The sequence below is a fragment of the Vallitalea guaymasensis genome, assembly GCF_018141425.1.
Lineage (GTDB): Bacteria > Bacillota > Clostridia > Lachnospirales > Vallitaleaceae > Vallitalea > Vallitalea guaymasensis.
This window is the reverse complement of sequence record NZ_CP058561.1, coordinates 259,854-275,475: the sequence shown is the minus strand read 5'-3', so window position 1 is coordinate 275,475 and position 15,622 is coordinate 259,854. Positions and strand designations below refer to the sequence as shown.

At 32.8% G+C, this 15,622-nt stretch carries 12 protein-coding genes and 1 other annotated feature; all 12 genes read left to right on the top strand.

Features of this window, described 5'->3' with window-relative positions; all coding sequences use genetic code 11:
- Positions 1-100: 100 nt before the first annotated feature.
- Positions 101-910, top strand: a complete 810-nt coding sequence (locus HYG85_RS01200) for an Mrp/NBP35 family ATP-binding protein (protein WP_212691948.1) — start codon at positions 101-103, stop codon at positions 908-910.
- Positions 911-914: 4 nt separating this feature from the next.
- Positions 915-1,343, top strand: coding sequence for a DUF134 domain-containing protein (locus tag HYG85_RS01195; protein WP_113674582.1), 429 nt, complete (start codon positions 915-917; stop codon positions 1,341-1,343).
- A gap of 390 nt (positions 1,344-1,733) precedes the next feature.
- Complete coding sequence (locus HYG85_RS01190) at positions 1,734-3,974, top strand: acetate--CoA ligase family protein (RefSeq protein WP_212691947.1); 2,241 nt, start codon at positions 1,734-1,736, stop codon at positions 3,972-3,974.
- Positions 3,975-4,117: 143 nt separating this feature from the next.
- Positions 4,118-5,470, top strand: coding sequence for a sulfatase-like hydrolase/transferase (locus HYG85_RS01185; protein WP_212691946.1), 1,353 nt, complete (start codon positions 4,118-4,120; stop codon positions 5,468-5,470).
- Positions 5,471-5,533: 63 nt separating this feature from the next.
- On the top strand, positions 5,534-6,268 hold the full coding sequence (locus HYG85_RS01180; protein ID WP_212691945.1) for a helix-turn-helix domain-containing protein: 735 nt from the start codon (positions 5,534-5,536) through the stop codon (positions 6,266-6,268).
- Between the two features lie 131 nt (positions 6,269-6,399).
- Positions 6,400-6,619 (top strand) — a binding site (T-box leader).
- Between the two features lie 122 nt (positions 6,620-6,741).
- The gene (gene epsC / locus HYG85_RS01175; protein WP_113674586.1) at positions 6,742-7,428 is read left to right on the top strand and encodes a serine O-acetyltransferase EpsC; all 687 of its coding nucleotides are present in this window, start codon (positions 6,742-6,744) and stop codon (positions 7,426-7,428) included.
- 31 nt (positions 7,429-7,459) lie between these two features.
- A complete protein-coding gene (gene cysS, locus HYG85_RS01170; protein WP_212691944.1) occupies positions 7,460-8,863 on the top strand; it encodes a cysteine--tRNA ligase in 1,404 nt (467 codons plus the stop codon).
- A 30-nt stretch (positions 8,864-8,893) separates the two neighbouring features.
- Positions 8,894-9,307: a Mini-ribonuclease 3 gene (locus HYG85_RS01165; RefSeq protein ID WP_113674588.1), complete on the top strand. Its 414-nt coding sequence runs from the start codon at positions 8,894-8,896 to the stop codon at positions 9,305-9,307.
- Positions 9,307-10,908: a putative polysaccharide biosynthesis protein gene (locus HYG85_RS01160; RefSeq protein ID WP_212691943.1), complete on the top strand. Its 1,602-nt coding sequence runs from the start codon at positions 9,307-9,309 to the stop codon at positions 10,906-10,908. Before HYG85_RS01165 ends, HYG85_RS01160 begins: the two co-directional genes overlap by 1 nt.
- A 16-nt stretch (positions 10,909-10,924) precedes the next feature.
- Positions 10,925-11,668: a 23S rRNA (guanosine(2251)-2'-O)-methyltransferase RlmB gene (rlmB, locus tag HYG85_RS01155; protein ID WP_212691942.1), complete on the top strand. Its 744-nt coding sequence runs from the start codon at positions 10,925-10,927 to the stop codon at positions 11,666-11,668.
- A 128-nt stretch (positions 11,669-11,796) separates the two neighbouring features.
- Complete coding sequence (locus HYG85_RS01150) at positions 11,797-15,000, top strand: discoidin domain-containing protein (protein WP_212691941.1); 3,204 nt, start codon at positions 11,797-11,799, stop codon at positions 14,998-15,000.
- Between the two features lie 93 nt (positions 15,001-15,093).
- On the top strand, positions 15,094-15,606 hold the full coding sequence (locus HYG85_RS01145) for an NYN domain-containing protein (RefSeq protein WP_113674591.1): 513 nt from the start codon (positions 15,094-15,096) through the stop codon (positions 15,604-15,606).
- Positions 15,607-15,622: the final 16 nt, after the last annotated feature.

Sequence of the window (15,622 nt, the reverse complement as noted above, 5' to 3'; positions counted from 1 at the left end):
AGACAGATATTTATAGTTATATAATGCCAAAAAGAGTTCATAAGCAGAACATTTGTAATTTTTAATATAAAAGTAAATAAAATGATAGGAGTGATTTAAAGTGGCATCATGTGATACATGTGCATCAAATGGTAATTGCAGTGATAGCAAGAAAGAAAATTGTATGGTAGAAAATAATCCTATTAATAATGTTAAAAATATTATAGGAGTCATGAGTGGAAAAGGTGGAGTAGGTAAATCTACAGTATCTGTAATGCTTGCTAACGACTTGGTTAGAAAAGGATATAAAGTAGGATTGTTAGATGCAGATATAACTGGACCAAGTATCCCAAGATTATTAGGTCTACAAGATAAAAGAGCAGCAGTACTTGAGACAGGTATTTTACCAGTTATTGCTGAAAATGGATTAAAAGTTATGTCACTCAACTTCTTGATTGATGAAGAAAATACACCTGTTATCTGGAGAGGTCCAATCATCTCTGGAACAGTAAAACAATTTTGGACAGACGTACTATGGGAAGACTTGGATTATCTAGTAGTTGACTTGCCACCAGGAACTGGTGATGTAGCACTTACAGTTATGCAGGTAATGCCTATCACTGGAGTAGTAATGGTTTCTGTACCTCATGATATGGTATCTATGATTGTAGAAAAAGCTATCAACATGACTAAGAAAATGGACGTAGATGTTATTGGCGTCATTGAAAACATGAGCTATATCAAATGTCCAGATTGTGGCAAAACTATTAAAATGTTTGAAGGTAATACAGAGGAATTCTTAGATAAAATGGGTATTAAATTATTAGGTGAACTACCAATGACTAAGGAAATTGCAAGAGATGGTATTAATAAGTCAGATGAAATAGCTAAGATGTTCGAAAAAATAACTGATGGAATAATTAAAGAATAATCGTATGCCAAGACCAAAAAAGTGTAGAAAAGTGGACTTTTTTCCTGAGTATACCTATTTTAAGCCTAGAGGCAGATCTGACCAGCAGTTGGAAGAAGTTATTCTGAATATAGAAGAATTAGAGGCCATGAGACTGAAGGATATCGAGAAATTAAATCAAGAGAAATGTGCAGAAAAAATGCATGTCTCAAGACAAACTTTCCAAAATATTATTGATAGTGCTAGGCAAAAAGTTACTAAAGCTTTGACTAGCGGTATGGCAATAAATATTACAGGAGGCATTTACTGCACTAAAAAATGTAAAGTGATCTGTAAAGATTGTAATCATGAATATGAGTTTGACTTTACAAAATCAGCTCAATGCCCTAAATGTAAATCAACCAACATATATTGTAAAAAGAAGCAACAAATATGTAACAGAATAAACAAATAGTATGCTAGCAATAATTCAACCACCCAAAATATATATTAAGGAGCCGTAATAAGGCTTCTTTTTTTCGCACCAATAATACTGTAATAACTCTAATTTCCGCTTTAACCACTTTAAAAAGTTTATTAATCGCAAAATAATCTTTATAAAATAAAATTAATTTCCCTTTCGCTTTTATTATAAATTGCTTTTTGTTATAATAGCAATGTAATATTTTACCTTACTATGAACATAAATAGAACTTGATATATATGATGGATGATTTTAATAAATCTGTCTTATATAATGGATGCTTACTAAATTATAGTAAAAAACGAATATGGTGCTGTCTTAAAATATATTATAATATCTGTGTTTTAAGACAACCCCATAAATACTATGCGGGGTGGTTAAATGAATATTTCAGTAGAATCAATGAGCATAATCAACAATATATTTGATAATGCTTATGAAAATGGAAGAAAGACTCTATACGAACATGAAGTTTATATGATTTTAAAGAGCATAGGACTTGATGTTCCAAAATTCGTATTCGTAAAGAATTCAGATGAATTGACTGAAAAGATGTTAGAAAAATTCGGTCGTGATATTGTAGTTAAAATTGTTTCATCAGATATTTCCCATAAACAAAAATTAGGTGGGGTAAAAGTAGTAAAGAATCATGAAACATTATATGTAGGTTATGTATTGGATAAAATGCGCAAAGAAGTTCTTTCGCATTTTGAACAAGAACCAAATATCGAAGGCTTCCTAATTGTAGAATTCATTCCTCATACACAAAGTATAGGATATGAAGTACTTATTGGTTCAAAAGACGATTCATCATTCGGTCCAGTAATAACATTTACAAAAGGTGGAGATGATGCAGAATTTTTTGCTAAATATTATGATCCTGCTAATCTATTCCTTCCTCCTTTCAGGTATAATAAAGCCTTAGAACTTGTTAATGATTTGAACATTTGTCATAAATTCAAGGATATCGGTCATGAAGAATATCTTGAGCTAATGGCAAAAGCAGCAAGTTTGATAAGTTCATTCGCTTTTCACTATTCAAATGCTAGCAAAGAGAAGACTAAGTATATTGTGAAAGCTCTTGACATTAATCCATTTGTAATAACAAAAGACAACAGATTCATTGCTGTAGATGGATTTGCACAATTTGAAAAAGTGGAAGACAATAAAGAAGTAATGAAAGAAGCTAATGTGAGAAATATAGAACCATTCTTTAATCCAAAGGGAATAGCTGTTATTGGTGTTTCCGCAAATCCGGATAAACATAGTATGGGAAGAGAGATAGCAAAACTCTTGCATGACCTTGGTAGAGAAGATATATATTTCGTTAATATAAAAGGTGGAAAAACCGTTATTGGTGATAAAGAATATCAGCTATATAAAAGTATAGATGAAATACCAGTTGAAACTGAATTAGCTGTTTATGTAGCTAAAGCAAAATATGTGTTCTCATTCTTTGAAGAAATGAAAACCAATATACCAAAATCAGTAGTACTCATTCCAGGTATTCCTTCTGATATGAAGTATGAGCAGTTCAAGGAAAATTTGTCAAAAGTAATGCCGGAAGATGTGAGGGTCATTGGACCAAACTGTATGGGTGTTTTCTATGGAGATGATGAAAATAATCCAGGAGTGAATACATTATTCATTGATGAAGAAAGATTGGAATTGAATACATGTGAAGATAGTAATACTGTATTCTTGACTCAAAGCGGTGGTATGGCTCTTACCCTTATTGATAAATTCAGTCATTTGAAAATATTCAAATCAGTAGTCAGTTTCGGTAATAAATATGATGTCAAGATTGTTGATCTAATTAAGTATTTTGCTCCAAAAGAAGATATCAGTAATATAGCCCTTTATGTTGAAGGTTTTGACCAAGGGGAAGGTAGAAAATTCTATGAATTAGCAAAAGACATAGATAAACCAATTATCATATATAAATCTGGTAAAACAGATGCAGGAGCTAAGGCAGCAGCTTCCCACACTGCAGCTATGACAGGTGATTATGACGTGTTTAAGGCTGTATGTGAGCAAGCAGGAGTCATTCTCATTGATGATATTAAAACATATTATGATTGTATAAAAGCCTTTTCTCTACTTGCTGACAAAAAGGTAAAAGGAAGAAAAGTAGCAGGTGTGGTTAACGCAGGTTTTGAAGCTACTATAGCAGCTGATGAATTAGGTAACTTGGAGTTAGCAACTCTCAGTGAAGAAACTAATGAAAAATTAAAGCAGCTTAACTATCATGGACTTATAGATACATCTTCTTCAATAATCGATGTAACTCCAATGACTGAAGATGTTCTATATGCTAAATATATAGAGGCTATAATTCAGGATGATGCTGTAGATGCTATGTTCGTAAGTATTGTACCACATGCAAATGATCTGAGAGCTTTACCTAACGCATGTTATGATGATGACAGTTTAGCTAATACGCTTGTAAGGTTAGTTAAAAAATATAATAAACCTATTACAGTCTCTGTTAATGCTGGTAAGTTTTATCGTGAATTCGTATCAATCATGGAAGAAGGTAAAGTAGCTGTATACGATGATATAAGATCATCAGTAAAAGCTTTGGATACTTTTGTATCTTATAATACAGGAATCAAAAAATAATTATGTGTTTAATCTATAAAATTAAGAGGTAGATGTTATACCTCTTTTTTTTATGCTCTTATTGACATTAATCAATAGTATAGTATAATAAAGTTACAAATAAATTATTAATAGTTACATATATGATACTAAGGAGTGATATTATGAAGAGAAAACCAAATATTTTATTCATATTTTCAGATCAACAGAGATGGGATACAGTTGGGTGTTATGGACAGCCGTTAGATATAACCCCTAATCTGGATGATTTAGCTAAGGATGGAGTAAGAATAGAAAATGCCTTTACCTGTCAACCTGTTTGTGGTCCTGCAAGAGCATGTTTGCAAACTGGTAAATATGCTACAGAGACTGGTTGCTATCGTAACGCAATTGCTTTACCATTAGATGCAAATACAGTTCCTAGATACTTATCACAAGCTGGTTATGAAGTGGGATATGTAGGTAAGTGGCATTTGGCTTCCACAGGATATGATTCCAATGAAGACATTGGTGAGGTGTGTAATTATGAAACAACAGCTATCCCTCCAGAAAGAAGAGGGGGATATAAAGACTATTGGGTAGCAGCAGATGTACTAGAATATACTTCCCACGGTTATGACGGCTATATGTTCAAAGATATGGAAAAAGTAGAGTTCAAAGGCTATAGAGTAGATGCTACAACAGATTTTGTACTTGACTATTTGGATGGTTATACTGGAGAAAAACCATTTTTCTTATTTACATCATACATTGAACCACATCATCAGAATGATCGTAACCGATATGAAGGTCCTGATGGGTCAAAAGAAAGATTTAAAGATTATGTACCACCAAAAGACTTGGTTTGTAATACTGAAAAAGGTGATTGGGAAGAAAATTATCCAGATTATCTAGGGTGCTGTGCAAGTCTTGATGAGAATGTAGGAAGAATAAGAAAGAAATTAAGAGAATTAGGATTGGAAGAAGATACTCTTATTATTTATACCAGTGACCATGGTTCACATTTTAGAACAAGAAACAAGGAATATAAACGAAGTTGTCATGAAAGTGCAATAAGGGTTCCAATGATTCTTAATGGACCAGGGTTCAGAGGTGGAAAAGTCGTTAAAGAACTGGTTAGCTTAATTGACCTGCCAGCTACAATCCTTAATAGTGCAGGAGTTGAGCAACCTGAGGATATGCAAGGATACCCAATTCAAGAAGTAGTTGATGGGAAAGAGGTCAAGTGGCAGCAAGAAGTGTTTTTACAGATTAGCGAGAGTCAATTGGGCAGAGCAATAAGGACAGACAAATGGAAATATTGTGTTACTGCACCAGATAAATCAGGAGGAATGGATTCCCATAGTGATACATACGTTGAAACTTTTTTATATGATTTGGAAAAAGACCCATGTGAATTAACCAATCTTGTTAAAGACCCTGCTTATGTTAAAGTCAGAGAAGAATTGGCTAGTAGATTGATTAAGAGGATGAAAGAGGCTAAGGAAGAAGAACCAGTAATTTTATCTGCAAAATAATAAAAATTGTTATATAATAATCCTATATGTACTATTGAAAAAATAATCAGAGGTGACTATATAATGGAACAAAAGAGTGTAGCTCCAGCATTGACAAGAGGTTTAACCATACTTGAAATAGTAGCAAGAGAAGGAGCCATAGGATTTAATGAGCTAAAGGAAAAGATGGATTTACATGCTACTACAGTCAATCGGCTTATAAAAGTCTTGATGGACAAGGAATATCTTGCTAAAGACCAAAATAATAAATATACCCTTGGTATAAAGTTTTTAAATCTATCCAACCAAGAAACTTTTTGGAATAAAATAATACAAAAATTGCATAATAGTATGAAAGAGATAAATGAAAAGTATGGTATAACTGTATTGTTGACATCATTGGACAAAGATAAAGCCACCGTAATCTATAAGATAATTGAGTCCTCCAATCTAGGTATGCTTGAAGTTGGAAATACCCATTATGACTTGATGAATTTTCCATGGGGAATTTTATATATAGCTGAGCAGGATAAAGAAAAACAAGAAGAATTAATTAAAAAGTCATATGCTGATCCATCTCGTAATATGAATGTAGTTGATAGAAAAGATATTGACAAATTAATTGTTGAGGCTGATATAGAAAAACATGTGGATGATAAAGGCTGGTTTTTTAATGGCAGGAGATTTGCTGTCCCTATTTTCTTGTCAAACGGCAAATTGATAGGCGCACTATGCTCTGGTTCAAATAAAGAAAATCTTAAGGATATCTCTATTGAAGATGTAATCAATGATATGAAAAAAGCGGTAGAAGGTTTATAAATTTATTCTTGACTAATTAATAAAGGTAATATATTATTAAGTTAACAAAAATTAAAACACAACATATAATAATAGTAATTAATAGACAACCTAGGTTAATTAATCATAAAAAAGAATATGGAACATATAATTTAGAAGCTTTGATAGGAAGAGTAGTTAAATGAATCTTAAAAGAGATGGAGTGTCACCGGCTGAGAGCATTCCTTAAGTGAAGTTGAATGAAGTGCATCCTTGAGCTTGTCCAGTGAAATAGTAGTAGCTGGGTACGGTGCTGACCGTTATACAGCCTGAAGTTGGAATAAATATATTTATTCAAGAAGAGTGGAACCGCGGAATAACTTCGTCTCTTATTTAATTAGGAGATGGAGTTTTTTTATTACAAATTATTGGAAAACTTTACTTAAGAAGTTTCTTTGATTTCGTTACGTTACTGAGTCATTTGACTTAATATGTACAACAAGGAGTGTGATAATATGGGATTGATAAAATATATCAAAGAAGAGATAAATGTAATTAAAGATAGAGACCCGGCTATAAAATCTACATCAGAAGTATTCCTTTATGGTAGTTTCAAAGCGATAATGAGTTACAGATTAGCTAATTCACTATTTAGAAAAAAACACTATTTCTTAGCTAGATGGGTTTCTCAAAGAGCGGCAAGAAAAACGGGAATAGAAATTCACCCGGGAGCCACAATTGGAAAAAATCTATTCATAGACCATGGACATGGAGTGGTCATAGGTGAAACTTGTGAGATTGGTGATAATGTGACAATATATCAAGGAGTTACACTAGGTGGAACAGGAAAAGAACATGGAAAGAGACATCCAACCATTGGGAACAATGTTATGATAAGTGCTGGGGCTAAGGTATTAGGTTCATTCACAATTGGTGACAACTGTAGAATAGGAGCAGGGTCAGTTGTACTTAATGAAGTGCCGCCTAACTGTACAGTTGTTGGTATACCTGCAAGGGTTGTTCGCAGAAACAATGAAAAAGTATCTCCATGTGATACTCTGGACCAAACACATCTGCCAGACCCTGTTAGAATGGAAATGTGCAAATTGTTAACAAGAATAGAACGATTAGAACAAAAGGTAGCATCAATACCACCTGAAGATTACTTCAAATTATTTAACCGTGAAAAATTTAGCAGATAAAACATATTAAATAGAGAAGGGAAAGGATAAAATGAAATTATATAATACTTTAACTAACAAAAAAGAGACATTTGAATCAATCGAGAAAGGCAAGGTAAGAATGTATGTTTGTGGTCCAACAGTATATAACTATATTCATATAGGAAATGCTAGACCATTGATAGTGTTTGATACGGTCAGAAAATATTTTGAGTATAAAAATTATGATGTTATCTACGTTTCCAATTTTACTGATATAGATGATAAAATAATCAAGAAAGCCAATGAAGAAGGGGTAGATTATAGCGAGATATCAAGTAAGTATATGAAAGAATTCTTAATTGATTCTGAGGGATTGAATGTTAAACCAGCTACTATTTATCCAAAAGCAACTGAAGAAATAGATGACATGGTCAAGATGATTGAGCAGCTAATTGAAAAAGGTTATGCTTACGAGGTTAATGGCAGTGTCTATTTTGAAACAAAAAAATTCAAACCATATGGTAAGCTATCCAATAAGAATCAAGAGGACTTGGAAGCAGGAGCTAGGATTGCTGTTGATACAGAAAAGAGAAATCCAATGGACTTTGTTTTATGGAAGCCAAAGAAAGAAGGAGAGCCTGCATGGAAATCACCTTGGGGTGAAGGTAGACCTGGATGGCACATAGAGTGTTCAGTAATGGCTAAAAAATATCTTGGAGACAGTATAGATATTCATGCTGGTGGAGAAGACCTTGTTTTCCCACACCATGAAAATGAAATAGCACAAAGTGAAGCTGTTAATGATAAGCAATTCTCTAAATACTGGATGCACAACAGATTTGTCAATGTAGATAATAAGAAGATGTCAAAATCTCTAGGTAATTTCTTCACAGTTAGAGAAATAGTTGATGATTTTTCATATGATGTGGTAAGATTCTTTATGCTGAACGTCCATTATAGAAGTCCTATCAATTTCAGTAGGGATCTAATGCAAGCTGCAGCTAACGGACTTGAAAGAATTCAAACAAGTAGAGATAATCTAGAGCATTTATTAAAGAATGCCCAAGCAGACGATTATAATGAAAAAGAATTAATATTTAATGAACAAAAAGAATTGGAAAAATATAAAATAAAATTTGAAACTGCTATGGAGGATGACTTCAATACTGCAGATGCTATATCAGCTATATTCGAATTAGTCAAATTCGCTAATAAGAATACTGATTCAGATTCTTCTAGAAAATTTATTCAAGATATTATTATACTAATTGATGAACTATGTGGTATACTAGGAATAGTAAGTAAGAAAAAGGAAATTTTACTAGATGAGGAAATAAATGATCTAATTGAAAAGAGACAACAAGCACGTAAAGATAGAGATTTCGCATTAGCGGATAAAATAAGAGATGATTTAAAAGACAAAGGTATTATCCTTGAAGACACACGTGAAGGTGTACGTTGGCATAGAGGATAATAGGTTACTTATGAGAAAGGAATGGAATTGATGCAAGATTTTATTGACTACTTTAAAGATAGTCTTGATATAAAAGACGTAAATCCTAAGCAATATTCACCTTTAGTTCTTGCATATATTGGAGATAGTGTATATGATTTGATAATCAAATCAAAAGTTATAGCAGAGGGTAATTCACCTGTTAATAGACTCCATAAAAAAACAAGTAATTATGTAAAAGCGTCAGCTCAAGCAAAAATGTTTAGAGAAATCGAAGACATATTGACTGAGGAAGAATTTAACATATATAAAAGAGGAAGAAATGCTAAGTCGGGTACAGTACCCAAGAATGCTGATTTGATTGACTACAGAGTTGCAACTGGTTTTGAAGCATTGATTGGTTTTCTATATTTAGATAATAGATTCAAAAGAATCATTGAATTGATTGTTAGAGGAGTAAAATAATGACTACACAAACGAAAACATTTGTAAAAGGGGCAATGATTCTTTCACTTGCAGGTTTGATCGCAAAGATATTCAGTGCTCTATATAGAATTCCTTTAGCTTACTTGGTTGGAACAGAAGGGATTGGCTATTATACTACTGTGTATCCATTATATTCATTATTGGTTTCGGCATCTTTAGTAGGAATACCCAATGCCCTATCAAAACTTACGTCAGAGAAAATAGCTAAGGAAGATTATTATAATGCACATTATATTTACAAATATTCAATGATAATAATTAGCATATTCGGTGCATTTATATCATTGTTCATGGTACTTGGTGTAGATCAGATTATTAATATGGGCGATTGGCCAAGTGAATCTAGATACGTAATATTTGGACTAGCTGTATCGCCAATATTTATATCTATCACAGGAGCTTTCAAAGGATATTTTCAAGGTATGCAGATAATGGTACCTACTGCTATGACTCAGATAATAGAAAATATAACAAAAGTGGTATTAGGTATAGGTATTACTTATATGTTAATACAAATGAATCATAGTGTACCATATTCGGTTGGCGGAGCTGCACTTGGAACATCCCTTGGATTTTTAGTATCCACATTATTTATTATCTTGTATTATATTAGGAAAAGAAAAGATATAAATAAACAAGTGATGGCAACAGCAAGGAAGAAGCATATAAGATTTGGTGAAGTTGCCAAAAAGCTCATTGTGATTGCTATACCTATTACAATTGTTTCGGCTGCGTATTCTATAATGAATTTAATAGATTCAAGCACCATATATAAAAGGTTGGGTGCAATATTTATTGACAAGCAACAAGCTGTTGATATGTATGGACAGATGGGTAATGCTTTTACCATAGTCAATGTACCTTTGACAATAAGTTTAGCTCTAATGATTAGTATTGTTCCTGCTGTATCAGTTGCTGTAGCTAAGAATAATACTGCTGATTTAGTAGCTAAGATAAAATTGGCAATCAGATTTGCTCTTTTACTTGCTTTACCAGCAGCAGTGGGTCTTTTTTTACTAGCTGAACCCATTATGGAATTATTATATCCAACTTCTGCAGGATATGAATATCTTATGTTGTATGCTGTCTGCTTAATATTTATAATCTTAGGACAGGCATTAGCAGGTATACTACAAGGAATGGGTAAATATTTTTTCCCATTAGCATCCCTTGCAATAAGTGTAGTTATAAAAATTATTATAAACTATTCTCTAGTAGCAAGTGATCTACAATTAAAAGGAGCAATCATAGGCTCAATATGCTATTATGTGGTATATGTCATATTGAATTATTTGATGATAAAGAGAGAAACTAAACTTAAACTTAATGTTATCAAGATAGTTATTAAACCCATACTATCAGCAGGAATTATGGGATTAGGTGTTTATGTAATTTATCATGGTATGTATAAGCTCATTAACAGTAATACAATATCAACTCTTCTAGCAATTATATCTGGAATGATAATATATGTAATTATGCTTATATTGACTAGAACTTTGCAGGAAGAAGATTTTGCATTTATCCCTAACAATGAAAAAATAATACAAAAACTAAAAAGTATGAAACTTATTAAATGACAAGAGAGGAATAGTAATGGATAATACGGAATTGATTCTAGAAGGAAGAAATGCTGTAACAGAAGCATTAAAAGCTGATAGAAGTATAGATAAGATTTTTATTATAGATGGTAAGCATGATGGACCAATCAAAAAGATTGTCTCTGAGGCTAGAAAAAAGAACATAATCGTAAATTTTGTAAGTAAAGATAAATTAAATGATATTTCGGTAACTAAAAAGCACCAAGGAGTCATAGCTTATGCCGCAGCATATGATTATGTAGATGTAAAAGATATGATAAAATATGCTAACGACAAAGGTGAAGCACCTTTTATATTGATTCTTGATAGCATTGAAGATCCCCATAATCTAGGAGCTATACTAAGAACTGCTAATATTGCGGGAGTTCATGGGGTGATAATACCTAAGAGAAGAGCGGTAGGATTGACAGCTACTGTTGCTAAAACATCAGCTGGTGCTATTGAGCATACGAGGGTAGCTAGAGTAACCAATGTAGCTAGAACCATTGATGATCTAAAGAAAGAGGGTTTCTGGATAGCTTGTGCTGATATGGATGGAGAACTTATGTATAATGTTGATTTGAAGGGTTCTCTTGCCATAGTAATTGGTAACGAAGGCGAAGGAGTATCTAGGAATGTAAAAGAAAAATGTGATTTTATAGTTAAGGTACCAATGAAAGGTGAGATAACTTCTCTTAATGCTTCAGTGGCAGCAGGAATACTAACTTATGAAGCCCTAAGGCAAAGAGATTATAACTAGAATTGACTAAACTATAACCCCTGGGATACTATTACTAACTCTAATAATACTAACTTTCTAATTATTATAGACTAGAATTGACTAAGTGTATAACTAGATTCTATAAAAATAAGAGAGGAAGAATAGGTATGGATAAGTTGAAGAAGCTTTATAAACTTAATGGAGTAGTCTTAGTATCTATAATCTTTTTGACAGTTATTTTCATGTCAAATAACGCATTTGCAGTTGAGAACAATGATGTAGCTCAAGGTAAAACAGCTACAGCAGATAGCTGGCAGCCCATATCAGGAAGAACAGCAGACAAAGGCAATGACGGTGACGAGTCCACTCGCTGGAGTGCCAGTGATGGGAAATGGGGACACTGGTGGAAGGTAGACTTGGGTGCAAGTCATACCCTTGATGGATGCAGTGTCAAATGGGAATTCAATAAAGTCTATAAATACAAGATAGAAGTATCACCTGATGATATTAATTGGTTGATGGTAGCAGATGAAACCAACAATACTATTTCTAAGCAAATTCAAACTAATGATTTTAATATTGATAATATAAGATATGTACGAATAACTATTACTGAAACTGAAAATGGTTGTTGGGCAAGTTTTTATGACTTCAAGGTTTTTGGTACTAAAAAGTTCTCAGAGCCTATAGAACCAACACCATATTCTAATGTAAATTCTAATCGCTCTATTCTCAATTTCAATACAAATTGGTTATATTCCAATCAAGATAATGAAAACTATAAATCCATTACTTGCGATGAATTAAGATTTACCGATGTTTGTCTACCTCATTGTAATAAATTGCTTAATAAACACTTTGATCTAGACATATCACAGGTCCAATTTATTTCTTGGTACAGAAGACATTTTAATGTACCAGAAGAATATAGGGGACGAAGGGTTCTAATAGAATTCCAAGGAGTATCAACAGTAGCTGAAGTCTATGTTAACGGAAGCTTTGTGGGTGAACACAAAGGTGCTTATACTTCTTTTACATATGATATAACAGATTATATTGATTATGGTAATGTGGATAATGTAATTGCTGTAAGAGTAGATTCTACAGAGAGAAAGGATATACCACCAGAAGGACTTATTGATGTGGATTTTTTCTTGTTCGGTGGGATTTATCGTGATGTCAATATGATTATTACAGATCCAGTATATGTTGATTGGACATTTCTTCGAACAGTACCTTTAGAAGATGACAGTATTATGGTTGCAGCAACCACCAAGGTCAATAATAAAAGTATGGTTCCAAAACAATGTAAAGTCATTTCCGATATAGTAGATGCAGATAATAATATAGTAGCTATAGGGGAAAGCAGTCACACAATAGAGGCTGGTTCAACCCATGAATTCAATAATTTTACTACAAGAATCCTAGAACCTGATTTATGGCATCCTGATGACCCTAATCTATATAAGGTATATACTAGGGTTTTGATTAATGATACGGATTATGTAGATAAATATATAACTGATACAGGACTTAGGTGGATAAATTTCAACAAGAATGATGGAAAGTTTTATATTAATGGAGAATATATGAAACTAAGAGGTACTAATAGACACGAGACTTTTCCATATATAGGAAGAGCTGCAGCTAATAGACTTCAAGCTAGAGATGCGGATATCATAAAATATGAAATGGGATGTAATATCGTTAGATGTTCTCATTATCCACAGGACCCTGAATTTTTGGAAAGATGTGATGAAATAGGTCTATTAGTTTTGGAGGAGACTCCAGGCTGGTTCAATATAGGATTATCCAGTTGGAAAGATATTGTTCTTGACAATATTGAAGAGATGATAATAAGGGATAGAAATCATCCAAGTATTATTGCTTGGGCAGTGAGGATTAATGAATCTATTGATGACAATAGTTTTTACAAGAATACTAATGCAAAAGCTCGATCACTAGATCCTACAAGACCAACAACTGGCTCTCGATTCGTTGCTAATTATCTTAGTGCTTTTTATGAAGATTTATTTGGGTATAATGATTTTACAGAAGGGATAAAAGAACCTAGAGTATTACCTTGGCTGGTTACCGAATATGAAGGACACAAGTTTCCAGTTAAGTCTTTTGATAACGAAGACAGATTGTTAGAGAATCTATTAAGACATGCTAAGGTACAGAATGAAGCTCAAATTAGAGAAAATGTATCAGGTGCTTTGGGATGGTGTGCATTTGATTATAATACACCTCTTGCAGATTCCTATAGCAATAATAATATTAGATATCATGGTGCCTTTGACATGTTTAGGATGCCTAAGCATGTAGCCTATTTTTATCTATCTCAGCAGAGTAGAGAACATTATGGTCCTGTAGTATATATAGCTAACTATTGGAAAGAAAATTCACCATCAACAGTAACTGTAGCCAGTAATTGTGATAAAGTAGAATTGTTTGTCAATGGTATTTCCCAGGGAATTAAGCAACCAAATCTATATACCAGCTTGAACCATCCCCTTTTTGAATTTAAGGATATAGACTACGTTGGAGGTGAAATAAGAGCAGAGGGACGAATCAATGGAGAAGTAGTTGCTAGTCATGTTAGACATACTCCAGGTCAACCTGTAAAATTATTATTGAAGGCTGATGATTATACCTTGACAGCAGATGGCAGTGATATGACAAGGATTACAGTTACTGCACTGGATGAATATAATCAAATAGTACCTTTATCTAATAATTCAGTAGAGTTTCAGGTGACAGGAGCAGGAACTTTTCTCGGTGAATCACCTTTTATATTGGAAGATGGCAAAGGGGGATTCTTCGTTAAGACTATTTTAAATGAAACTGGTACAATAACCTGTAAAGCAACTTCTGATGGACTGATAGAATCAAATATAAGTATTTCCGTTGTAGATATGACAGAGCCTGTAGTACCAATAACAGAGAATGGTAATGGGGTTATACCTGAAGAAGGGGAAAATATAGCCTTTAATAGATTTGTCTCTTCTGATAGCGAGCAGTCAGGTAATAGAGTTTATTATATAAATGATGATAGCTTTGACACAAGATGGTGTGCTAATGATTGGGATGCTAATCATTGGTGTACAATTGATTTAGGAGATACCTATAGTATTCAGGGAACAGAGGTAACTTGGGAAAAAAGTGATACTGTTTATAAATATAAGGTTGAAGTATCATCAGATAAGAATAATTGGATTACTGTAGTTGATAAAACAGATAATAACATTAGTGATCAAATACAGAAAGATGATTTTGTAAGTAACGATGTACGTTATGTGAGAATTACTATAACTGGTCTAGAAAAAAATGCTTGGGCCAGTATAAGGGATTTTAAAGTTTTCAAATGATTGCCATTAAATAATATTGTAATTACATTTACAAACTAGAAATTATATAGTATACTTAAATATGCTTTCAAATTAAAGGAAGGCGGATATGTTTTGACACGAGAATTTCTATTAGTAGATGGTTACAATATTATTTATGCTTGGGACAAGCTAAAAAAAGCAGTAGAAGAAGAAAGCTTAGAAATTGCCAGAAAAAAATTACTGGATATAATGTCCAATTATCAGGGATATAAAAAAATTGAAGTCATAGTTGTATTTGACGCACATAGAGTAAAAGGAACTAGGAATATAGAGAAATATAATAATATAGATGTAGTATTTACAAAGGAAGTTGAGACAGCGGATCATTATATTGAAAAAGTTGCTCATTCAATAGGCAGAGATTATCGAGTAAGAGTTGCTACATCAGATGGTCTCGAACAAACTATAATACTAGGAAAAGGTGCAAGTCGTATATCAGCTAGGGAATTACATAATGAAGTTAATATGATAGAAAGTGATATTCGTAAGAATTTCATTGAAAAAGTTCAAATTGATAATAATCGTTTAGAAGGTCACCTAGACCCTAAAGTTTTAGAGTGGATGGAAAAGATGCGTAGAAAATGATAGAGGGGTTGATGTA

Bases quoted from the DNA above. Each gene is read 5' to 3' on its own strand.
- HYG85_RS01195 (WP_113674582.1), top strand. From the start codon at position 915: ATGCCAAGACCAAAAAAGTGTAGAAAAGTGGACTTTTTTCCTGAGTAT.
- HYG85_RS01190 (WP_212691947.1), top strand. From the start codon at position 1,734: ATGAATATTTCAGTAGAATCAATGAGCATAATCAACAATATATTTGAT.
- HYG85_RS01185 (WP_212691946.1), top strand. From the start codon at position 4,118: ATGAAGAGAAAACCAAATATTTTATTCATATTTTCAGATCAACAGAGA.
- HYG85_RS01180 (WP_212691945.1), top strand. From the start codon at position 5,534: ATGGAACAAAAGAGTGTAGCTCCAGCATTGACAAGAGGTTTAACCATA.
- epsC (WP_113674586.1), top strand. From the start codon at position 6,742: ATGGGATTGATAAAATATATCAAAGAAGAGATAAATGTAATTAAAGAT.
- cysS (WP_212691944.1), top strand. From the start codon at position 7,460: ATGAAATTATATAATACTTTAACTAACAAAAAAGAGACATTTGAATCA.
- HYG85_RS01165 (WP_113674588.1), top strand. From the start codon at position 8,894: ATGCAAGATTTTATTGACTACTTTAAAGATAGTCTTGATATAAAAGAC.
- HYG85_RS01160 (WP_212691943.1), top strand. From the start codon at position 9,307: ATGACTACACAAACGAAAACATTTGTAAAAGGGGCAATGATTCTTTCA.
- rlmB (WP_212691942.1), top strand. From the start codon at position 10,925: ATGGATAATACGGAATTGATTCTAGAAGGAAGAAATGCTGTAACAGAA.
- HYG85_RS01150 (WP_212691941.1), top strand. From the start codon at position 11,797: ATGGATAAGTTGAAGAAGCTTTATAAACTTAATGGAGTAGTCTTAGTA.